Genomic DNA, 22262 nt, shown 5'->3' with positions numbered 1-22262 from the left:
GTTTTCTTTATACTTTGTCCATTTTAATTCAATATATCCCGTTTCGTAAAGACGGCGAATGAAACGATCAGCGACAATCCCCCCCAAACTGACAGCACAGCCAGGGAAAACGGCAGTGTCATACCCTCGATCGGAGCAGGATTTCCAGCCAGATAATCCGTCAATCCAAGATTCACCATGAACAGATATTTGGCGCTCTCCCAGGAAGAAGCCATGTTGGTCAGAATCGTGCCTGCGATCAATGCCGACATCATCACCACAATGCTCGCCGCCGTACTGCGAAGCAGGACGGAAACCATAAACGCCAGCATGGCGACAATCATGCTCACAAACCAGATCAGCCCGCACTGCAGCAGCATGTATTGCCACTGCGGAATCGCCTGTACGGCTGACAAATCCACGTTCGACCCGACGATTCGGAAGCCCGTAAATATCGGGACTCCAAAACCGCTGTAACCGAAGAAAAGCCCGGATATGAGATAGCTCACGGCAAAAGTGGACACCACAATGAGCGAAACAAACATAAAGAGCGACAGCAGCTTGCTTAACAGCACCTTCCACCTGCGGACAGGCCTGGTGAGCAGCATCTTGATGGTGCCTGTCGTTCGCTCTCCGGATACAAGATCCGACGCGATCGCCATAATGAGCAGCGGGATGAACAGATTTACGGAATTGTCCATAAATTCACGGGTAAAGGTGACCGCTCCCGGCTCATTGGGATTGATGTCATGCTCTAAATAATACTGCATTTGCTGAATAAAAACACTCCGGTACCTTTTCCATTCCTCAGGAACCCGGTCGCTGCCAAGCGAGTTCTGGTTGTCCGTGATCGCCTGCTGCAGCTCAAGCCGCCAATCGCCGCCAAATTTCTCGCGGTTTCTCTCCGCAGCTTTAAGCTGGGCATAAGTAAATATCGGCACGAGGACGAGCAAAATGAGCAGAATGATGTAAAGTCTTTTTCTTTTCATAATTTTGATCGTCTCGTTCTTCACTAGAGGCAGTATATTATTCAAGCACTTCACCCTCTGTCATCTTCAGGAATAGCTGCTCCAGCGTCGGATTGATGGGGCTTACACGATGCACCTTGATGCCTGACCCTGCGAGAAGGGCAACCAGTTCAGATATATGCCTTTCCTCCATTTCGGTGAATATCGCCCCTTCACCCGCGGAGGCTATGATACTGTCATCCACCTGCTCGTCGGGCCGTTCAAGCACCTTAACATGCGGCGAGGCCTGGAGTATTGCCAGCCCCTGCTCACGCGGATGCAGCTGCCAGACTGCGAGCCGCGAGTGATCCGCGACCAGTTCCTTTACTCCGCCTACCGCAAGCACGTTGCCGTGGCTGATAATGGCCACCCGATCGCACAGCAGCTGAATTTCGCTCAGCAGGTGGCTGGATACGAATACGGCCATACCCTGCTCGGCCAGCGCCCTGATGAAAGCCCGCATTTCCTTGATACCCTTGGGGTCCAGCCCGTTCGTTGGCTCATCAAGAATTAACAGCTTCGGTCTGCCCAGCAGCGCTTGAGCAATGCCGAGCCGCTGCCGCATGCCCAGAGAATATGTACTGACCTTGTCGTGAATTCTGCGGTCCAGCCGAACGAGATTAACGACCTCCAGGATTCGTAACGCGTCGATCCCCGACTGCATGCGCGCAAAGTGCTCCAGGTTTTCCCACCCTGTGAGATAGCCGTACATTTCGGGATTTTCCACAATTGAACCGACATAAGTGAGCGCGCGCTCAGGGTCCCGGTTCACATTGTATCCGCAAACGCTGATCGTTCCCTCCGTCGGCTTGATCAAATCCACCAGCATGCGGATGGTGGTCGTTTTGCCCGCCCCGTTTGGTCCGAGGAAACCGAAAATTTCCCCTGCATACACATCAAACGTCACATCCTGAATGATCCAGCGGCGTCCTATTTTTTTCTTTACATGCTGTACGGATAATACCGTTTCCCTGTCATGAGTGTCCATCATTCGTTAGCCTCCCCGCCCGGTGATGCTGTGCCGAAGCCCTGCACGATCCGCTCGGCGATAGCCTGATAACCCGCGCCGTTCGGGTGAAAATGGTCCGAGGAAAGGTAAACAGCCAGGTTTTGCTCAAACAGGTCGAACGTCGGAATGACACTCATTTGATCGCTCTTGTTCGTAATCCTGAGCGCCGCCGCATTCCATTCGCTGACCACGGTATTGCCGGGAACCCTCAGATCCGGCAGATCGCTGAAAGGATTGTATAGACCAAGATACAATATCCGGGCATCCGGATTGATGGTGTGCAGCTTTTCCAGTATCTTCTGCAGGCGCGCAGAGGCACCGGGCAGGGTTGCCCTCAGCTTATCCACTGACGGAGGCTCTGTGCCGCTCTGGAGAGCCTGTCCGCCAGCAAACAGATCGTTTCCTCCGATGGAAAGCATGATCACGTTGGCTTCCTTGAGAACATATTGTACACCTGTCTCGTCAAGTCTGGTCAAGAGGACATCCGTCGTGAGCCCGTTAATCCCCAGATTATTAATAAGCTTGGCATGCATCCCGTTTTTATCCAACAGGTCAACCGCTCTTCGCACGAATCCGCTTCCCGAGTCATCCCCTGTTCCTCTTGCAAGCGAATCCCCGATCGCAACGGCTCTGATTTCATTCCCTGCCGCTGGAGACGGGGCCTGTCCGCTTTCCGGCACGGCTGCGGGCGGAGACACCGGTGCCGACACAAGATTCCCGGCAACGGCTGCAACAAAACCGTATATAAGCAGCAATGTGGCTGCAATGGACAAGGTGCTTGTTATTCTCCAGATCCAACTCGTTGAATTCAACTTGCATACCTCCCGAGTGCCCTAATCTACCTAAAGATAAAGCTTCTTTTTGCGATTTGCAAATTTCCCCTCAGCCGCGGCGCCGGAAAGCGGAGTTTTGTTATAGAAAACACAAAAAAGCAGATCAGGAATTTCAGTATTCCCGATCTGCTTTTTCCTATTTCATTATTTGCCGATAAACTCTTGTACCCAGTAGCCGTTATAATAGCCTACGCCAATCGTTGTGAAGTTCGGATTCAAGATGTTTTCACGATGGCCCTGGCTGTTCATCCAGTCTTTCATAACTTCCTGAGGTGTTTGCTGCCCCATGGCAATATTTTCGCCGGCATAAGAATAGGAAATGCCGAATTTCTTCATCATATCAAATGGCGAACCGTAGGTTGGCGAGTTATGATCAAAGTAGTTGTTCTTGCTCATATCCTTCGCTTTTTCCAGCGCCATGTTGGAAAGGTTCGTATGGTTGGTCAATGGCTTCAGACCTGCTTTGCTGCGTTCTTGGTTTACGAGGGTAATGACCTGTGCCGTAAACTGTGACTTGTCTGTTGCTGGCTTGGAAGTTGTATTCCCTGTGTTATTATTGGTTGTAGTGCCATTGTTATTGGTTGTAGTCCCTGGTTTGGACACCGGCTTTGTCGGAGCTGCTGGCTTGGAGGCGGTTTGTCCGCTTTGTGGCCAGTTCGCTGTATATCCTTCATAGCCATTATTGTTGAGCCATTGCTGAATATAGGAAGACAAATCCGTTGAAGTCGTTGGCGCAGGTGCCGCTGATACTGGCAGGACTAATGCTGCGGACAACGCTGCTGTCAGGGTACCTGTTGTCAAAATCTTTTTCCACGTATTTTTCAATGTTCTCATCTCCCGATTTATAAATTTACAAAAAGGTTACAAACTTGTCATCAACATAGTGCCAGTATAACATGATTCGACACGAGCTTCCTATCCCAAATTTATGGAAATCCCCCTGTTAAATCACAGTAAAAAGCCGCGGCAGGACCGCGGCCTTGTTGCTGTAATATAGTTAAGACTTACTTTTTGGCTGCATATTTTCTCATATCGATGGCGATGGCAGCCACGATGATGAGACCCTTGATTATCAGCTGCCAGTAAGGGCTGACCCCGATAAATGTCAAACCATAGTTGATAATGGTGAAAATGAATACCCCTACAAGCACACCCGGCACGGTTCCGATCCCGCCGGAGGTGGATACCCCGCCCACGACACAAGCCGCGATGGCGTCAAGCTCATACATATTGCCGTAGTTGTTCGTTGCGCCGCCTGTACGCGCAGCTTCCAGCACCCCTGCCAGACCGTATAGTGCGCCGGCAATCGCATAAATCCAGATCAGGTTCTTGGAAACATTGATGCCGGATACTTTGGCAGCCTGGATGTTGCCGCCGATGGCATACATGTTTTTGCCAAGCTTCGTTTTGTTAAACACGACCCACACGATCACGGCCACGACAATGGCAATGATGACGATGTAAGGGATCGAATACTGCCCGGTGCCGATAAACCCGGAGCCGATGGCCGTAAAATCAGGGCGCAGACCGCCGATCGGCTGGGATACGTTCGGTTCCATATCGAAATACAGGGAGTTCAAGCCGTAAACGGCAACCATCGTGCCGAGTGTGGCGATAAACGGCGGAACGTTCAGCTTGGCGACAACCCAGCCGTTGATCATACCGCACACGAGGCCGATAATAACAGCCAGCGCAATCGGAATGATAACGTTCAGCTCCGGCATATCCGGGAAGAAACGGCGCGGATAGTCGGCCACCTGCAGCATGGAAGCCGAGATGACGGCGGATAAACCGACAATCCGCCCTGCAGACAGGTCCGTGCCGGCTGTAATCAGGACGAAGGCCATGCCTAGCGCGATGATGATACGGGTTGAGGACTGAATGAGCACGTCCCGCAGCGTATTTACGGCCAGAAAGGTCGGATCATAAACGGCAATGCCGATAATAAGCACAAGAAGCACAATATAAATAGCGTTTTGGGACAAAAATCCCTTCATTTTTATAGTATCCATAATGACAGTTTCCCCCTCTGATTCTCCCTAGTGCTGGGCAGCCAGCTTCATAATCTCTTCTTCTGTAGCCAGTTCGCCTTCCAGAACCCCCGTAAGGCGCCCTTCCGACATCACCATAATCCGATCGGACATGCCCAGCAGCTCCGGCATTTCGGAGGAGATCATGATAATGCTCTTCCCTTGCTTCGCCAAATCGGAAATAATGCTGTAGATTTCAAACTTGGCCCCGACGTCGATCCCGCGTGTCGGCTCATCCAATAACAGAATATCAGGCTCCGTCAGCAGCCAGCGGGCAAGCAGCACCTTTTGCTGGTTGCCGCCGGACAGATTCATGATGAGCGCCTTCGTATTGGGCGTCTTGGTGCGCAGCTTCTCGACCATTTTGTCCGATTCGCTCCGCTTCCGCTTCTCGTCCAGCAGCAAGTACGGTGTCTGATACCGCCCCAGATTCGCGATCGCTGCGTTCTCATGCACCGGCAGCACAGGGAAGATGCCCGTTACGCGCCGTTCCTCGGTCAGGAGCGCCATGCCCAGCTTTTTGGCATCCTCCGGTGATTTGATTTTGACAGGCTTGCCGTTCAATTCGATCGTTCCGGATTCGATGGCCCGCAAGCCGAATAGTGCCTCAATGACTTCCGTGCGTTGAGCACCGACCAGTCCCCCAATCCCCAGCACCTCACCCTTGCGCAGCTCAAAGCTGACATCCTTGAACGATTTCGGCAGCGGCGACGTCAAATTTTTCACACGCAGCACCACTTCGCCAGGCACATTCTCGCGTTCCGGGAAACGAGAGGTCAAGTCACGGCCGACCATGCGCGAAATGATCAAATCAGTGGTCAATTCGGATGCAGGCCATGTGCCTATTTTTTTGCCGTCACGCATAATGGTGACATCGTCCGAAATTTGCAAAATTTCTTCCATTTTGTGCGAAATATATATGATTGCCACACCCTGTTTTTGCAGGTCGCGAATGATGCGGAACAGATGCTCCACTTCAACGCCCGTCAGGGAAGAGGTCGGTTCATCCATCACGATAATTTTGGAATGGAAGGATACCGCCTTGGCGATTTCGATCGATTGGATTTTGGATACGGACAGTTTGCCGACAAGAGTGTCAGGCTCAAGATCGATATCTAGCTGACGAAACAGCGCCTCCGTATCTGCTTTCATTTTCTTGTGATCAACAAACTGCAAGGGTCCAATGCCCTTAGTCGGAAAACGTCCCAGCCAGATGTTCTCCATCACATTCCGGTGCGGCACCGGATGAAGCTCCTGGTGAATCATGGATATCCCGTGTTTCAACGCATCACTCGAATTGTTGATGTCCGTTTTGACGCCATTCAGCAAAATTTCTCCGCTATCAGGCTTGTAAATGCCGAATAGGCATTTCATCAGTGTCGATTTGCCGGCTCCATTCTCACCCATCAGGGCATGGACCGTGCCGGGTCTAACCTTCAGGGTCAGACCGTCCAAGGCCTTGACGCCGGGAAATTCCTTGGTAATGTCGTTCATTTCCAAAACATACTCATGTTGAGCCATCTGTTACGCCCCCTGCGTATTTGTCTTTAATGGAGAGGCACAGCACTCCTCATTCCTATCCGGATGCAAGCGGAGCGGGTGGAAGACCACCCGCCCTAAGCTCCATCCATGCGGTTGTTACTTAACGGATGCGTCGGCAATGTTATCCTTGGTGATTTTCTTATAGGAGATCCAAACATATTGATTGTCTGTAATGTCGAAGCCAACATTGTCTTTGCTAGGCGTTTCACCTTTGGCAAGCACTTCAGACAGATTCACAGCTGCTTTACCCTGGCTGCTGGCATCATTCAGCACGGTTCCGAGCAGTGTCCCGTCCTTCAAGGCCTGCAGGGCAGGCTCGGTTGCGTCAACGCCGACAACCGGCATGTATTTGTCGCCTTTGAAGTAGCCTGCAGCTTTAAGTGCTTCCACTGCGCCCAATGCCATATCGTCATTGTTGGCCAGCACCGCTTCGATTTTGTCGCCGTGAGCGCCAAGGAAGGCTGCCATTTTTTCCTGGCCTTTTACGCGGTCCCACATCGCCGTGTCTTCCGCAAGCTTCTCAACCTTGATCCCTGCATCTTCAATTGCTTTTACAGAATACTGTGTGCGCAGTTCGGCATCCTGGTGGCCAGGCTCGCCTTTCAGCATGACATACTGAAGAACGCCGTCCCCGTTTTTGTCCGCCTCAGGATTGTTTTTGAAATAATCTGCAATCAGCTGGCCTTCCATTGTTCCGGATTCTTCGGCTTTGGCGCCGACATAATACACTTTATCCCACTTCTTCATGTCCTCCGGCAGCGGCTCGCGGTTCAGGAATACTACAGGAATATCCGCTGTTTTCGCTTTGTCTATAATGACGCCGGCTGCTGTACGGTCCACCGGATTCACGATCAAAGCGTTTTTCTTCTTCGTGATGAACAGATCGACTTTATCGTTTTGCGTCGGCTGGGAGTTTTGGCTGTCCACGATATCCACGGCCACTTTGCCTGCCGCATTTTTCTCGATGGCGCTGCGGACACCGGACATAAATGTATCGTCAAATTTGTAGATCGCTGCCCCCACTTGCGGAAGATCACCGCCTCCTCCACCGCCTGAGCCGGATTTGCTTCCGGAAGAGCAGCCTGCCAGCGCTCCGCTGACCAAGGCACCTGCAAGGAGTACAAAAGTAACTTTTTTCATCAAATATTAGACCTCCTGGGACGGCTTTATCAGCCGCTTTCTCTTTTGTTTACGCTTTCATTATCCTTGAAAAGGGGGCCCAGTGTAATGCAAAATCCTCATCAAAAATATCAAAATCCTCATCAATGTATGAGGATTTTCATGGGCAAATAGTCCTTTGCGCTGTTGAGAGACACTCCGCAAACGAATGATTCCTCCGCTGCATCAAGCCGATCCCTTACTTAAAACCACAAAAAAGAACAGGAGCAAAATGTGCCTCCTGTTCACAAGAATGTTATGGGGCCCTGGGCACTGAGGAATTTGAATCCCCCTTACAAGATCGTGGCAAGGCATGTGAACTCACTATCCGAGAGCTTTGCACCATTATCCCATTGGATCAGGTTAAGAAAAACAGCAAACCGGGAACCGAAAATATACTTTAGGCGCGTTAAAGAAAATAACGGATCAAGTGAGGCGCGAAAATGCCTGTTGTTACGCTATTCAGAACATCGAATGGGTCTATTTTCAAACACTGCGATCAGGACGCAGCCGCATAGACTCCAAAAAACCCCCGCCCCCTCGCATTCTGAACAAAAGGGATAATCATGCAAGGGTATATGGAGAGGCTTCAGGCATCAGGCAACGGTCACCACTCCCTATAGCTATCCATCTCACTCTGGATACAAGACTCTGAGGGGGGCGAATCCCCTTCTTGCAAGAAAGCTAGCATTTAGTTATCCATACAACTGTCATCTGACAAACGGGAATAGCTGCTTTTGATTTTCCGGCCACATCATGTTGTTTAAATCGATCAGCTTTGTGCCCGTGTCCGTCCGGTCGGGGACGTCCATCCCCTGGATATATTCCACCGCCTGCTTCACGGCGAGATAGCCGTTGCTGAACGGGTTTTGGATGACCGTCGCCTGCACGGTGCCCTCCTGCAGCATTTCCATCACCGCAGGCGGGCTGTCGAACGTTACAATCTTGACCTTCGACACAAGACCGGCCTCACGGACCGCTCGTCCGGCACCCAGCCCCGCCTCCCCGCTGAGGCCCACAATGGCATCCAACTCCGGGTGCCTCTTCAACATTGCGGCAGCCTGCCGGTATGCCAGTTCCTGGTCGGAGCCGCAGTAAGCCGTCTCTACAATCGAGATGCCGGGAAAGCGCGCCAAATAATCCATCAGCCCTTCGATCCTTTGGTCCGCATTACGCGCCCCTTTTACAAAATTGACGATCCCGATATCCGCTTCCGGGCCGGTAAGTGCGGTCAGCCGCTCGGCCGCCAACTGTCCGGATGCATAATTGTTTGCTCCGACAAAGGCGACAGGACGGGCAGACGCTACCTCGGAATCCATACCGATAACCGGTATGCCGATAGCCTGGTCCGTTACCTGGGCCAGAGCCATATAATCGCTTGCCGCGAGAATAATAGCATCCCGGTCCGCCTTGATGGACGCCTCCATTAATTTAATTTGCCCCTTTATATCCGTTTCACTGTCAGGGCCGAGAAAGTTCAGCTTTACATTGAACTCCTTGGCGGCAACCTCCGCCCCCAGTTTGACCGTATTCCAATACTCACCGTCCTTCTTCTTGACAATCATGTCAATCTGCAGCGGCGTACTGCCGACTGTCGGCTCAACACTCTGTTCTCCGCAGCCGCCCAGCAGCCCGGTGAACAGGCAAAGGCTAATCAGCACATTCCATTTAAAGCGTCTCATGCTTCAACCCTCCCCGGTGCGCCATCTTCAATCGGCAGGACCGGTATCCTGATCGTGACTGTCGTCCCTTCTTCCAGCTCGCTTTCAAAATGAAGACCATAACCGTCTCCGTAATAGAGCCTAATCCGCTTGTGCACATTGGCAACTCCTACGCCGGAGCCTTTTTCGGATCTGTGCTCCCCGGTCAGAATGCGTTCCAGCGTACCCTCTGTCATACCCAGTCCATTGTCGGAGACGGTGATCAGGATATCCCCGCCGTCAGCCCATGTACGGAGCCGGATAAAACCCTTGTCCGCCATCTCCTCGATGCCGTGTACAATGGCGTTTTCAACGATAGGCTGCAGTATCAGCTTCAGGCACTGGAAATGCCGCAGCCCTTCATCCGCTTCAATGACAAAATCAAAACGTTCCTTGTAGCGTACCTTCTGAATAATCAGATAATGGCGCACATGCTCCAGCTCATCCCCGAGTGATATAATCTGTTTTCCCTTGCTGAGACTGATGCGAAAGAACTTGGATAAAGAGGTGATCGCTTTGACCACTTCGTCATTTTGTCCTCTCTCCGCCAGACGGATCACCGTGTTCAGGGTGTTGTATAGAAAATGCGGATTGATCTGGGCCTGCAGCACGTCGAGCTCGCTCTTGCGCTTCGCCTCCTGCTCGCGGATGCTTTGCTCCATCAGCTCGCGGATGCGGGTCAGCATCCGGTTGAAACTGCCCGATAGCTGCTCGATTTCGTCCGCTCCCCGCACTTGAATAGGCGTATATAAATCCCCTTTCTCCACTTTGCGCACCGCTTTTTCCAACCGTTGGATCGGCTTGGATATACTTGCCGAAACGAGAACGGATAATATAAGCACCACAATGAGGACCTCTGCCAGAAACCAGACGATAAAACTGTTCAGCTCCTGCTTGGTCGTCAATATTTCCTCCGGAAAAGCGACACCGACAATTTTCCAGCCGATTGGATTGACCGTCTTGACGGTAATGAGCCGTTCCTCTCCAGTTGAATGATCGATATATCTTCCATACGAATAGCTCAGCACCGGCTCTATGTTTTCATACTTTAAACCGGCGTATATCAGCTGCTGCTGCGGATGGTATACGATGTTGCCTTGTGAATCGATAATGTACACATAGCCCCGCTTGCCCAGACTGACCCTTTTTGAAAGCTCGTCGATCGTCTTGAAATTAACGTCCACCAGCAGGATGCCTTTCTTGATTTCTCCCCCCTGGCGGTAAGCAACCTGTCCGCTCATGGAGACAACCCATTTGTACTGTCCCGGAAACAGATTCTGGATATGGGGAGGAGAAAAGGACATTCTCCGCTCTCCCCGCAGCGCACTCTCGAACCAGCTTTGCGAAGTCAGATTCGTGTTCCGCTGCAGCTTCCGGTCCGGCATATCCAGCACCATGTCTCCCTCGGGGGTAAACAGCGCAAAGGAAACGACATCCTGTCTCGTTCCGAGCACGGCCGACAGTTGCTCATGCAGCTTGCTGTCCGAGATATCCTCTGCCGCGGCGATCCTTTCGCCGGCCACCTCGTAGATGCCCATCATGCCTTCTACATAAATTTCCAGATTATAGCTGACCTGCCCGATAATCTGCTGGATGTTAAGATAAGCGTTCTCCTCCGCAGTGCTCGAAAACTTGTTGTACAGCAAACCGCTGACAATCAAAACGATAAAAACGGTCAGCAATGTAAAGGACAAACCGATTAAAAAACGGATGCTTCTCCACGGCAATGTCCCAATCATCGCGCGAAGACGGCCGAGCGGCCTTGCCAAAAGTGTTATTTTCATGCTGTCGGTTCAGCCTCCCCGGGAGCTGTTGCGGTATTCTTTAGGTGTCATGTTGAACGTCTTCCGGAAGCAGTAGCTGAAATAGTTGGAATCCGAAAATCCGGTTTTCTCCGCAATTTCAAACGCCTTCAGGTCAGTGGTACGCAGCAGCTCCTTCGCCTCCTCCATACGCAGCTGCATCAAGTAGCCGACAAAGGTCGTCTTCATCTCTTTTTTGAAAATACTGCTGAAGTAACCTGCGCTGATATGAAGATGGCTGCACACCTTGGCGATGGACAGGTCGCTGTCGCGAAAATGCTCGCGCATAAACGCCTTGGCTTCCTCCACAAGCTTGCTGTACCCCGTTTCGCGGCGACTGGAGATCAGACGGGTCAGAGTATTGCAGGCATACGTAAACCACTGCTTTACCTCGGGCAAGTTGTTCAGCCGGTATACTTCCGCAACCGGATTGGAAGCAGCTCCGAATACGGACTCGATCCCGATTCCGGCCTCACGTGTCACTTTGAGAATGACGGTCAAAATTTCCAAAAGATATACCTGGTAGTCCTGCACAGATACTACGGAAGGCTCCAGATCGGCAAACAGGCTATCCATCAGCTCGACCAGCTCAGCCGCGGTGCCCACCTTCAAGGTGCGGATCAGCGCCTGCTCCTTCAGGTCGTCAAAACGGAGCAGCTCGGCTCTGCCCGACTCCACATCATCAATCAAAATAATGCGATTGTTGCCAAGCACAAATCTGTAGTTTAACGCGCCACAGGCGCTTTCATAGGAGATATAGGCATTTTCCGCTTCCCTGAACTCAGTCCCGACTCCGATAGTAACGGTAAGCTTTAAATATTTCTCGACACTCATCCGGATTTCATCCAGTACGTTCAGGACATTACGGGTAAATTGCTCACTCTCTTCGCCACGACGGACAGACAGCAGCACGATTTGATCCTGATGCATGAACACAAGGCCGCTGCCACGCCTGCTTAGGATTTCATCCGCGATATTGAGCACCGCAAATAGCTGCAGCTGCAGGTTGTCAGAGCTGCGCAATGAAATACTGTCATGGCTTTCATCAGCCCCGGACCAGTGCTGCCCGTGGAGCCGGTCAATGGAAATCACCGACGCCATATAGCCATCACCTGACAAGTCCAGACCGTACTGCCGTGACTTCTCTGAAACTTCCGCCTGCGGCAGGCGCCTTGACATGAGCGAAATCAGAAAAAGCTCGCGCAGCAGCGGCAAGCTCCGTTTGTAATGATCCTGAAGCACCTGCAGATTTTCTTTTTCCGCAATTTCACTTTCGATGCGGGTTTTCACCTTTAACAGCACATCCACCAGTTCACCCGCCGAAAACGGCTTAAGCACATATTCGTCGATATGCAGCTTGATGGCCCGCTGGGCGTATTCGAATTCGTCGAAGCCTGTCAAAATAATGATTTTGGCTGTCGGCGCGTGAAGCCTCACCCATTCCGCCAGCTGCAAACCGTCCATAAATGGCATCTGAATATCGGTGACGATGACGTCAGGCTGATGCTTCTCCACAAGCTCGCATGCCTCTCGGCCGTTCTCGGCCGTGGCTATGACTTCAAGGCCGTGTGCCTGCCAATCAATTTGCTCCAGCAGCCCCTCACGGACGTCCTGCTCATCATCTACCAGAATAAGCTTATACATTGCATCATCCCTCAAATCCTCATACTATGTATGAATCAAGTGAATATCCTTGAACCGCTGTTTCGTGAAAGCGTTTCCCAAAAATCACTTAGGTATTGTATTATATCCTTTGCAGGAAGTAAATAGAGAAGAAATTTCAGCAGAAAAAAAGAACCGGCCACTTGCGTGCCGGGTCAGTTTCATACCTATTTATATCTGCTATTTCAGCTTTTTGATCAGTCGATAACCATGTTTTTCAAACCCGATGTGTTCGTAAAAATCGAGTGCGACTGCATTCCGTTCACGATTTGCGCCTGTGACTACCATTTGCACGCCTCCGCGCTCTTTACCCCACGCCTCCGCCTGTGCAACGAGCCTTCTGCCGATTCCTTCACGGCGGTGTTCATTGCAGACAATTAACAATGTGATCTGTGCGGCCGGCTCGGGATAGGCATGGCTCTGTACGATCTGAACGCCGATTGCGCCAGCCACCTTTCCGTCAACTTCCGCCATCATAATGCAGGCATTAGGATCAGCTTCAATGGATTCCATACGTTCGCGCATAACGGCGCAGGTCATCGGATAATTGATTTCCCGCATCAAACCTGTAACGCATTCGCAGTCACTGAGCTCACCGGTCCGAAGCGTCAGCTCCGGAGCCAAAACGTTATTTGACATGGTTTACGTTAACCTCCACTTTAAGCTTATTAGCAGCTTCTTTTGCAATTTTACGGGCTGTCTCCACTTCATCGGCTGTGCTCAAGGCTACAGCCATCCGCCGGCCCACTTTCGTCTCCGGCTTGCCAAATATTCTTACCTGGGTACGAGGCAGCTTCAGCGCTTCCTCTATTCCGCCCACCGCATAATCCTGAGCGGCGGTACCCGCTTTAAGCGTGGCGGAAGCACCCGGCGCGAGCAGCTGTACGTCGTGTACAGGCAGCCCGAGAATAGCCCGCACATGCAGGGCAAATTCGGATAAATCCTGTGTGACCATGGTAACCATCCCGGTATCATGAGGACGGGGTGAAACTTCGCTGAAGACGACACCGTCCGCTGTCAGAAACAGCTCGACACCGAAAATTCCGTATCCTCCCAGCTCGTCCGTAATGCGGCGTGCAATATCCTGTGCCTGCTCCAGCTGTTCGGCCGTCATCTGATGGGGCTGCCATGATTCGACATAATCCCCATCCTTCTGCACATGTCCGATAGGCGGACAGAAGGTTGTCCCGCTTACCGAGCGTACGGTAAGAAGCGTAATTTCGCTTTCAAACGGAACAAAAGCCTCGATGATGACACGTGTCGTACGGGCGCGCGCCCCTTCCAGAGCCGCGTTCCAGCAGGCAGGCGCATCTTCCGGTGTCCTGCAGACGGATTGTCCCTTACCTGAAGAGCTCATCAGCGGCTTCACCACACATGGCGTGCCAAGCTCAGTCACCGCATGCTGCAGCTGTTCGAGGTTATCGGCAAAGCGGTACGCGGCGGTAGGCAGTCCCAGCTGTTCGGCTGCCAGCCGGCGAATCCCCTCGCGATCCATCGTAAGACGCGCAGCACGGGCGGTTGGCACAACCTTGAAGCCCTCCTGCTCCAGCTCTTCCAGCGCATGAGTTGCGATCGCCTCGATTTCGGGGACGATCAGATCAGGCTGCTCCTTGCGGATCAGCGACTGTAAGGCTTCAGGATCCTGCATGTCGATACAATAGGACCGATGGGCTACCTGCATGGCAGGCGCATGCTCATAACGATCCACGGCAATGCATTCCACACCATATCGCTGAGCCTCAATAATGACTTCTTTTCCGAGTTCGCCGCTGCCAAGCAGCAGCATTTTTTTCGCTCCAGCGGAAAAAGGAGCACCCCACATTTTGTTCCTTCCCCCTCAGACGATATAGCTCGTTCTTCTTTATTTTCAGGGTTCATGGACAATAATGCAATAGTGCTCCGCAATTTTCTTTACAAAAAACGTGATTTTGCGATGTTTTTTTTACAAAAATCTGAACTGCGCTTCGACAAGGCCCCGGTAGACCCCTTGTTTTTTCATTAATTGGTCATGGTTTCCTGCCTCCACGATCTCGCCATGGTCCAATACAATGATGTTGTCGGCATTTCGGATCGTTGACAGCCGGTGTGCAACCATGAAGGAAGTCCTGTCTTTCAGCAGCACCTTCAAAGCGTCCTGGATTTTGAGCTCCGTTTCGGTGTCGATGCTTGCCGTAGCCTCATCCAGAATGAGAATGCGCGGGTTCGCCAGCAGGGCGCGCGCGAAGGACAGCAGCTGTCTTTGACCCATCGAGAGCACGGTTCCCCTCTCCTCAACCTCCGTCTCATAACCGCGTGGCAGCTGCATAATGAACTCATGTGCGTGCACGGCCTTGGCAGCGGCTTCGATCTCCTCATCCGTGGCGTCGAGGCGGCCGAATCTTATATTTTCGCGGATGGTGCCGGAGAAAATAAACGTATCCTGCAGCACGATGCTGATCTGGCTGCGCAGGCTTTCCACCTGAACATCGCGGATGTCATAACCGTCGATGGTCAACCGCCCTGAGGTGATGTCGTAAAAACGGCTCAGCAGGTTAATGATGGTGCTCTTGCCGGAGCCGGTGTGACCGACGAGCGCAATGGACTCTCCGGCCTTAACGGATAAGCTGATGCCTTTCAAGGCCTGCCGGCCTTTCTCATACTCAAACACGACGTTCTCCAGCTCGATATCCCCACGGATGGGTGGCAGCGGTACGGCACCAGGCTTGTCGGAAATGGCGGGCTTCTCATCCATAAACTCAAAAATGCGCTCCGAGGAAGCCATCGCCACAAGCAGCTGATTGTACATTTGCCCGAGCCGGTTAATGGGGTCCCAGAAATTTCCGACATAGGTAGCAAAGGCTACCAGATAACCGATGGTCAGCTGCTCCGTCTGGATCAGGTATGAGCCGAACCAGAACAGCACGAGTGTCCCCAGGCCTCCGGTGATTTCAATCAGGGGACCGAATCCCTGGTTCATGGCGGAAGCCTTGTCCCAGGATCTTTTGCTGGAAAAGTTCATTCGGTCGAAGAAGGCCATGTTCTCATGCTCCTGCGTATACGCCTGGGTTACACGAATCCCCTGAATGGATTCATTCAAATGGGAGTTGATGCGGGAGTTCTTCATTCTGACATCCTGCCAGGCGCGGCGTATCCGTACCCGCAGCTTGGTGGAGATGATGAACATCAAAGGCACGGTCAGCATGACGGCCAGCGCCAGCTTCCAGTTGATCAACAGCAGAATGATGATGATACCCGACAGCTGCACACAATCGATGAGCACATTGACGGCACCGTTCGTAAACAGGTCCTGCAGCGAGTTGATATCATTCGTCACACGGACGAGCACGGAGCCCGCCGGCCGCTTGTCAAAAAAGTTGAACGACAGCTTCTGGATATGCTTGAAGAGATCGGCTCTGAGATCATAGATGACACGCTGCCCGATAATATTCGTATATTTGATCCGGTACACGTTCGCGCCCCACTGAATGATGTAAAGCACCAGGACAATTCCCGTCAGGGTCAGCAGGAGCTTAAGATTGGGAACGGTGATCGCTTTGTCAATAGCCTGGCTGGTCAAGAACGGTACGGCAAGCTTCGTGATTGTGCCCAACACCATCATCAGCGCAACCAGGGGGAGCATTTGTCTCGCGTAAGGCTTCATATAAGCGAACAACCGCTTGAATTCCACCCAGTTGAAGGGCTTGTCGATCACTTCGTCATCCTGATAAACGAAGCGTTCATTCATCGGTTTGCCCTGTGATTCTTCCTGCCGTTTACGCCTCTTGAACACGGAATTTTCACTTCTCTGCACATTCATATTCATGGATTCACCTTCTCCGCTGCGCTGGCCGTCTGCGCAATATGGTCTGCATATTGAATTTGATAGACGTCCTGGTATACCCCGGGTGTAGTCGTCAGCTCCTCATGGGTTCCCCGCTGCACGACCCTGCCTTCCTCCAGCACCAGAATTTCGTCGGCATGCCGGAGCGAGGAGATGCGGTGCGCGATGATAAATGTCGTTCTTCCTTTCATCACCTCTTTGAAGCCGGCCTGAATCTCATGCTCGGTTTCCATATCGACAGCGCTGGTCGCGTCGTCAAGTACAAGTATTTTCGGGTTCTTCAGCAGGGCGCGGGCGATGGCGATGCGCTGCTTCTGTCCCCCCGACAGCCCCAGCCCCCGTTCTCCCACCACGGTGTCGTAACCTTCCGGCAGTTCACTGATGAAATCATGCGCTTTGGCCAGCTTGGAGACACGAATGATCTCCTCCATGTTCACATTGCTTATCCCGTAGGAAATATTGTTGCGGATGGAGGAAGAGAACAGAAAGGTTTCCTGGAACACGGACGCGATTTGGGATCGCAAATCCTTGATTTTGATATGACGGATATCCGTGCCGTCCAGCTTGATGCTGCCTTCATTGACGTTGTAGGCGCGCATCAGCAGCTGAATAATGGTCGATTTTCCGGACCCGGTGCCTCCCAGCAGCCCGATCACGGAACCGGGGGGAGCATCGATATTGATGTCTACGACAGCAGGCATTTTATTCCCGTAAGCAAACGTAACATGCTCGAACGTGACATGGCCCTGAACCTTGCCGGAATCAAGCTCAATCACACCTTTTTCATCCTTCACATCCACCGGCTGGTTGAGCAGCTCAAGCACCCGTTCCCCGGAGGCTTTGGATTGCGTATAGTTGTTGATATGGAACCCGATGCTCCACATCGGACCGATGATGTACCAGATCAGGCTGAAAAAAGCGACCAGCTCGCCCAGTGTCAAGGATTGACGGATAACCAGATAACCGCCTACACCCATGAGCAGCACAACGCTGACCGAAGCGAGCAGCTCCATGACCGGAAAATATCGGCTCCACAGATCAGCCGCGTTCAGCTGATTTCTCTTGTAATACTCGTTGCGGATCGTAAATTTATCCACTTCATGGGCCTCGCGCGCAAAAGACTTGACCGTACGAACGCCGGTAATGTTCTCCTGTACGGCTGTCGTCAAGGAGCTCAAGGCCTGACGCATATCTTGAAAGGTCGGGTGGATCTTGGATTCGAATTTGAGAGCGACAAAGGTAAGAAGCGGCATGCTGATGAGCGTAATCAGCGTCAGCTGCCAGTTAATGGTCAGCATGACCACGGCGCCGAAAAAGAGCATCAGCAGCAAGTTGAGCAGCTGGGCGAACCCGAAGCCGATGAAATTGCGGATCGCTTCCAGATCCCCGGTAAGGCGGGACATGAGGTCTCCGGTTTTAGCGGTATCATAATAGCGGAAAGATAGGAACTGAAGCTTCTCGTAACAGGCATTGCGAAGACGGTAGGCCAAAAAGTTGCCCAGCCTGCCACCGAAAAATCCGTGGAGAAACTGCATGAAGGACTTGAGGATCACAACTCCCAGAGCCGTCAGGGCAAGCATGGGAACGTCTTCAAAATAGCGGGGCACAATTACATCGTCAATCAACCGCCGAAGCAACGTCGGGTACACAAGCCCGAGCGCGGTGGCTATGGCAAGGCATAGGATTGAAAAGAGCAAATAGTGCCTTCTCTCCTTGAAGAAGCCCTGCAGCTGCCTGAGAACATCCATGAGTTATTCCCTCCATCAACTCGAATAAAATTTGTAATGACATTTAAGAAGTTTATCACCCGCTTGACAGGGCGGCAAAGAGGATAACTCGCGGTATTCGGGCAGGAAGCCCCACATTTAACCAATGGTGTTTTGAAAACGCATTATTTTAATGGAATAGGGAAAATAACTCCCGTTTCCTTCCTTTTTTCAGCGTTCAGGCAAGCACAAAAGGCAGCCTCTCCTCATAGGATAAAGGCTGCCTTTGCGAAAACCGGGATATTGAGCTGAATGCTGCAAACAGGGCCGGAAAAATCCCGGACAGCTCAGCTTGCTATCTGTTACATGTTTTCCTGCTCCAGCTCCGCCAGCCGCTCTGCCAGTGCCGCCCATTGTTCAGGACCTTCACTGCCGGCCAGGGACTGCTTCATGCCTTCCAGCGTCTCTGCCGTCTGCTCCTGAATTTGTCCGGCATGATGCCGTCTTTCCTGACGGACGCATTCCGCATAATAATCGGCAAGATTGCCTCCCACGCGTGCCGCTTCCTCCGCTACGAGCTGCCTGAGCAGCGGCTCAAGCCTTTCCTGCAGCGAACGCCTTCCGGCACCCTCGAAGAAATGCTTCGGATTTTTGAAGAAGCTCCAGTAGCTTTTCCAATCGATCTTCCCCTGCAGGGAGGTTTCCGCAAGCTCGGGCACCTTCCACTCCTGCGGTTCTGCCGGCTTGCTGTCCAGGCCGTCCAGCAGCGCATTGATCTCCTCACAGCAGCGGGAGCTTTCCTTCAGCACCATCGCTTTGCCTGCCTTCTCCAGCCTCAGCGTGGTGGCAAGCAGCTCTTGGCTCAGCTCGATTTCGAGCAGGCGCAGCAGCTCCCTGCCGCAGGCGGCAAACACAGAGCGCAGGTCCCCCTCTCCTTCACGCAGCACGGAAGGATGGAAGGCTTCTGCCATGAACTCTCCCGTGCGGTAGGTAATGCGCTGCCGAACATGATAGAGCAGCTCATCAGCCTCCGCCGCCATACCCGGAGCGGAAGCCTCGGAGGCAAGCGCGCCGGTAATGTCGGCGGAACGGGTGAGGGCAGCTTCCACTTGATGCAGGCGGCGCTCACGCTCCTCTTGTCCGGCTGCCGCCTCTTTGGCCCACTGATCGATACGGGCACGAACTCTTTGGATCTCGCTGCCCGCCGCACGAATGGACAGGCCTGCCAGCTCTTCGCCTGCGAAAGCATGGAAAGATTGCTCAAACTCGGCAAACCTGGAGGCGTCGTAAAGCGCCGCTTCGTCCTTCTCCCGGCCGTCAAGCGCAAGCAGACTGGACACAGGGAAGATGCGCGGCTTGCGAATGCCATTCGACTGCAGCTCCGCAGATACGTGCCGGACGACCGCCTGCAGCTCTTCCGCCGAGGAAGCAAGATCCGCCGCATTTACGATAAAAAAGGTCTGATCCAGCACCAACGCATCCTTCACCCTCCCTAGCTGGGTCAGAAACTGGCGGTCGCCCTGGGTGAAGGCATGATTGTAATAGGTAACAAATACGAGTGCATCCGCATGCTTCATATAATTGAAGGTCACACCTGTATGGCGGGCATTGACCGAGTCCGCGCCCGGCGTATCCACCAGCACGATGCCCTGGCGGGTGAGGGCGCAGTCATAATACAGGTCAATCCGGTCTACAAAACAGGACTTCGATTCGGCGGCCACAAAGCCCCTGTATTCCTCCATGCCGACGGTCAGCACCTGGCCAAGCAGCGCTTCCGCGTCATTCCAGCCGGCTGCCGCAGCTTTGATAAAGCTGTAGTGCGGCCGTCCGGCCGGATGGATTCCCTCGGGCTTAAGCTGCTCCGCCGTGCGCAGCCACTGCTCACCATCCGGCATGTCGATGCCGAGCAGTCTGAAAGAATACTCCAGATCCTCGCGCAGCACGGCGGGAGACTTCATGTGGACGGCGGCCGTCCGGTGGTGCCGCTCTCCTTCCGGCGCCATGATGCGGTTGATCGCCGCCGTCGTCGGATGCGGCGAGACGGGCAGCACCGCTTCGCCAAGCAGGGCGTTGGCGAAGGAGGACTTGCCCGCGCTGAAGGCGCCGAACAGCGCGAGCGTGAACCGACCGTGCGCCAGACTGCGCGCACGGTCCCGCAGCCCCCTCACCGCCGCCTGCATGGCGGGGTAAGGGGCTGCCAGCGCGGCGGCGGCTTCGAGCCGGGCCGCCGCATCCGCGAGCCGCCGCTGCCGGTCGGCGGCGGCAGGCTGCGCAGCAGCGTCCCGGCGGCGCGCGGCCGGGACAGGCACGGCCGCCGGCGCGGGCCGTGCAGCAGGCGCAGCCCCGGCGGCGCCGGCGGGCGCCGCGGCGTGCGGCAGCGGCGCGGGCAGGCCGCCCACAGGCGGCAGCAAGGCCCGCAGCGCGGCGGCGTGATCCGCGGCCGCCGTGCGCAGCGCCTCGGCCTGCAGCGCGGCCTGCGCGCGGGCTGCGGCAGCGGCGATGCGCTCCGCCAGCGCGGCACGCTGTTCGGCTGCGCGCGCGGCCAGCTGCTCCAGCAGCCTTTCAATCAGCCCACGCACAGCGCTGCGGTACAGCGCCGCCACACCGGCGCGCAAATCCCTGCAATAGTTCAGCGTATATTCAGGCGATAAGGCCGCTTCCTGCACCGTATCCGCCACCAGCTTCTCCGTGATCCCTGGATGCAGCCGACCCAGCTCCTCCTCATACGAGCTGTCCCATATTTGATGGTGCTCGCCGAAGGTGCGGAGCATGCTTCTGACATGCGGCAGCAACTGCCCGTCCGCCTGCTCCTGCAGCATGGACGTCAGTGTGTCCAGCCGGCGCTGACGCTCCTTCTCCGTGCGGCCCCCTGCGAAAAACAGCCCGGCCTTAAAACCGCTTTTGCGGCTTTCCAAATATTCAGCCGCTGCGTCCCGCAGGACGGCCGGCGTCAGATTCGCCTGCTCAATCAACTGCTCCAGCTCACGTCGCATCCGGTCATGCTCTGCCTCCGGAAGCTTTTCAAGCAGCTCGGCCTCCTGCTTCAACCTTGCGTATTCCGCCTGCTGCCGCTGTGCCTGCATCACACCCCCGGCGTCCGCCAGAAGCCGATCAAGCGCCTCCTCCAGCTCCGTCTCACGAGCCTGAATATGCCTGTCCGCCAAATGATGCAGCGAGGAGCGCACACTGTGGCCGACCAGCGTCTCTTTCATTCCGATCAGGGAGCGGATGAGTTGATCCAGCGAAGCGCGCTGGTTCAACGGATGATCCTTGATCGTCAGCGATGTAAACAAGATATCCGTATAGCGCACCTCCCAGGCCCTGAAGCTCTCTTCCACCGCATTGCGGTAATCGGCAAAGGACAGCTCGCGTTCCCGGTGCTTATCAATCTGGTTTACGATCAGATAGAGTGGCTTGCCCCAATCGGACAAGCTTTTGGCAAAGGTCAAGTTGTTCTCCGACTGGACATGGTTGTAATCCATCACATAAAAGACGACATCCGCCAAATGCAGCGCCGAATCCGTAGCCAGCGCATGGCCTCTGTCCGTCGAGTCTACCCCCGGAGTATCCAGCAGCACACCGCCACCCTCCAGTACAGGCACGTCATCCCATACCTCCACGGCAGAATACTCTCCGCCATTGACGCAGTACTCCGCCAGATCGGCGAGGCTGACCTTAAGCGGGGCTTCTGACCGCCCGCTGCGATATATGAGCGCACGCGGCTCCCCCGACCGGATGGAAACGACATTCGCACTGGTCGGCACCGGGCTGGACGGCAGCACCTTTTTACCGCACAGGCTGTTGATGAGACTTGATTTCCCGGCTGAAAAATGACCGCAAAACGCTATGGTCAACTCCCCGGCATCCGCTTTCTGCTGCAGATCGGCAGCCGAAGCCGCTCCCGCGGAATCCTGGGCATTTTGCAAAAATTGCCGTATCCGTTCCATGGACCCGGACTTGCTCTCCTTATTTTCGGTAACCGTTTTCACCATCTGTCCGGCTCCACTCCTTCAT

At 53.8% G+C, this 22262-nt stretch carries 15 protein-coding genes; all 15 read right to left on the bottom strand.

The window, feature by feature from the left end; all coding sequences use genetic code 11:
* Positions 1 to 23 precede the first annotated feature (23 nt).
* The 15 genes from ACE5KN_RS12165 to ACE5KN_RS12095 all read right to left on the bottom strand — a co-directional run bounded on the left by ACE5KN_RS12165 (position 24) and on the right by ACE5KN_RS12095 (position 22240).
* A complete protein-coding gene (locus ACE5KN_RS12165) occupies positions 24 to 1013 on the bottom strand; it encodes an ABC transporter permease (protein ID WP_375523657.1) in 990 nt (329 codons plus the stop codon).
* Positions 1006 to 1974, bottom strand: a complete 969-nt coding sequence (locus ACE5KN_RS12160; RefSeq protein WP_375523758.1) for an ABC transporter ATP-binding protein — start codon at positions 1972 to 1974, stop codon at positions 1006 to 1008. Before ACE5KN_RS12160 ends, ACE5KN_RS12165 begins: the two co-directional genes overlap by 8 nt.
* Positions 1974 to 2807, bottom strand: a complete 834-nt coding sequence (locus tag ACE5KN_RS12155) for a GDSL-type esterase/lipase family protein (RefSeq protein ID WP_375523656.1) — start codon at positions 2805 to 2807, stop codon at positions 1974 to 1976. The genes ACE5KN_RS12160 and ACE5KN_RS12155 overlap by 1 nt, the downstream gene beginning before the upstream one ends.
* Positions 2808 to 2972: 165 nt before the next feature.
* On the bottom strand, positions 2973 to 3653 hold the full coding sequence (locus ACE5KN_RS12150; protein WP_375523655.1) for a CAP domain-containing protein: 681 nt from the start codon (positions 3651 to 3653) through the stop codon (positions 2973 to 2975).
* A gap of 179 nt (positions 3654 to 3832) precedes the next feature.
* Positions 3833 to 4840, bottom strand: a complete 1008-nt coding sequence (mglC, locus tag ACE5KN_RS12145; RefSeq protein ID WP_375523654.1) for a galactose/methyl galactoside ABC transporter permease MglC — start codon at positions 4838 to 4840, stop codon at positions 3833 to 3835.
* Positions 4841 to 4867: 27 nt separating this feature from the next.
* Positions 4868 to 6379 carry a sugar ABC transporter ATP-binding protein gene (locus ACE5KN_RS12140; RefSeq protein WP_375523653.1) on the bottom strand — a complete coding sequence of 504 codons (1512 nt, stop codon included), beginning with the start codon at positions 6377 to 6379 and terminating at the stop codon, positions 4868 to 4870.
* 117 nt (positions 6380 to 6496) lie between these two features.
* A complete protein-coding gene (locus ACE5KN_RS12135) occupies positions 6497 to 7540 on the bottom strand; it encodes a galactose ABC transporter substrate-binding protein (protein WP_375523652.1) in 1044 nt (347 codons plus the stop codon).
* A 728-nt stretch (positions 7541 to 8268) separates the two neighbouring features.
* Positions 8269 to 9240, bottom strand: coding sequence for a substrate-binding domain-containing protein (locus ACE5KN_RS12130; RefSeq protein WP_375523651.1), 972 nt, complete (start codon positions 9238 to 9240; stop codon positions 8269 to 8271).
* The gene (locus ACE5KN_RS12125) at positions 9237 to 11042 is read right to left on the bottom strand and encodes a sensor histidine kinase (RefSeq protein WP_375523650.1); all 1806 of its coding nucleotides are present in this window, start codon (positions 11040 to 11042) and stop codon (positions 9237 to 9239) included. The genes ACE5KN_RS12130 and ACE5KN_RS12125 overlap by 4 nt, the downstream gene beginning before the upstream one ends.
* Positions 11043 to 11051: 9 nt before the next feature.
* Complete coding sequence (locus ACE5KN_RS12120) at positions 11052 to 12704, bottom strand: response regulator transcription factor (protein ID WP_375523649.1); 1653 nt, start codon at positions 12702 to 12704, stop codon at positions 11052 to 11054.
* A gap of 198 nt (positions 12705 to 12902) precedes the next feature.
* Positions 12903 to 13361, bottom strand: coding sequence for a GNAT family N-acetyltransferase (locus ACE5KN_RS12115; protein ID WP_375523648.1), 459 nt, complete (start codon positions 13359 to 13361; stop codon positions 12903 to 12905).
* Positions 13351 to 14544 (bottom strand): formate-dependent phosphoribosylglycinamide formyltransferase, encoded by a 1194-nt coding sequence (purT, locus tag ACE5KN_RS12110; RefSeq protein WP_375523647.1) that lies wholly within the window; start codon positions 14542 to 14544, stop codon positions 13351 to 13353. Before purT ends, ACE5KN_RS12115 begins: the two co-directional genes overlap by 11 nt.
* A gap of 120 nt (positions 14545 to 14664) precedes the next feature.
* On the bottom strand, positions 14665 to 16446 hold the full coding sequence (locus tag ACE5KN_RS12105; RefSeq protein WP_375523757.1) for an ABC transporter ATP-binding protein: 1782 nt from the start codon (positions 16444 to 16446) through the stop codon (positions 14665 to 14667).
* A gap of 74 nt (positions 16447 to 16520) precedes the next feature.
* A complete protein-coding gene (locus ACE5KN_RS12100; RefSeq protein WP_375523646.1) occupies positions 16521 to 18290 on the bottom strand; it encodes an ABC transporter ATP-binding protein in 1770 nt (589 codons plus the stop codon).
* A gap of 320 nt (positions 18291 to 18610) precedes the next feature.
* On the bottom strand, positions 18611 to 22240 hold the full coding sequence (locus ACE5KN_RS12095; RefSeq protein ID WP_375523645.1) for a dynamin family protein: 3630 nt from the start codon (positions 22238 to 22240) through the stop codon (positions 18611 to 18613).
* Positions 22241 to 22262: the final 22 nt, after the last annotated feature.

Origin of the sequence: Paenibacillus terreus (assembly GCF_042138595.1) — a bacterium.
GTDB lineage: Bacteria > Bacillota > Bacilli > Paenibacillales > Paenibacillaceae > Paenibacillus > Paenibacillus terreus.
This window is presented reverse-complemented; position numbering and strand designations above follow the sequence as displayed.

What these genes read in the sequence shown, in the direction of transcription:
- ACE5KN_RS12120 (WP_375523649.1), bottom strand. Translation starts at nt 12,704, where the DNA reads ATGTATAAGCTTATTCTGGTAGATGATGAGCAGGACGTCCGTGAGGGG.
- ACE5KN_RS12115 (WP_375523648.1), bottom strand. Translation starts at nt 13,361, where the DNA reads ATGTCAAATAACGTTTTGGCTCCGGAGCTGACGCTTCGGACCGGTGAG.
- ACE5KN_RS12160 (WP_375523758.1), bottom strand. Translation starts at nt 1,974, where the DNA reads ATGGACACTCATGACAGGGAAACGGTATTATCCGTACAGCATGTAAAG.
- ACE5KN_RS12135 (WP_375523652.1), bottom strand. Translation starts at nt 7,540, where the DNA reads ATGAAAAAAGTTACTTTTGTACTCCTTGCAGGTGCCTTGGTCAGCGGA.
- ACE5KN_RS12140 (WP_375523653.1), bottom strand. Translation starts at nt 6,379, where the DNA reads ATGGCTCAACATGAGTATGTTTTGGAAATGAACGACATTACCAAGGAA.
- ACE5KN_RS12125 (WP_375523650.1), bottom strand. Translation starts at nt 11,042, where the DNA reads ATGAAAATAACACTTTTGGCAAGGCCGCTCGGCCGTCTTCGCGCGATG.
- ACE5KN_RS12105 (WP_375523757.1), bottom strand. Translation starts at nt 16,446, where the DNA reads ATGAATGAACGCTTCGTTTATCAGGATGACGAAGTGATCGACAAGCCC.
- ACE5KN_RS12095 (WP_375523645.1), bottom strand. Translation starts at nt 22,240, where the DNA reads ATGGTGAAAACGGTTACCGAAAATAAGGAGAGCAAGTCCGGGTCCATG.
- ACE5KN_RS12130 (WP_375523651.1), bottom strand. Translation starts at nt 9,240, where the DNA reads ATGAGACGCTTTAAATGGAATGTGCTGATTAGCCTTTGCCTGTTCACC.
- mglC (WP_375523654.1), bottom strand. Translation starts at nt 4,840, where the DNA reads ATGGATACTATAAAAATGAAGGGATTTTTGTCCCAAAACGCTATTTAT.
- purT (WP_375523647.1), bottom strand. Translation starts at nt 14,544, where the DNA reads ATGTGGGGTGCTCCTTTTTCCGCTGGAGCGAAAAAAATGCTGCTGCTT.
- ACE5KN_RS12100 (WP_375523646.1), bottom strand. Translation starts at nt 18,290, where the DNA reads ATGGATGTTCTCAGGCAGCTGCAGGGCTTCTTCAAGGAGAGAAGGCAC.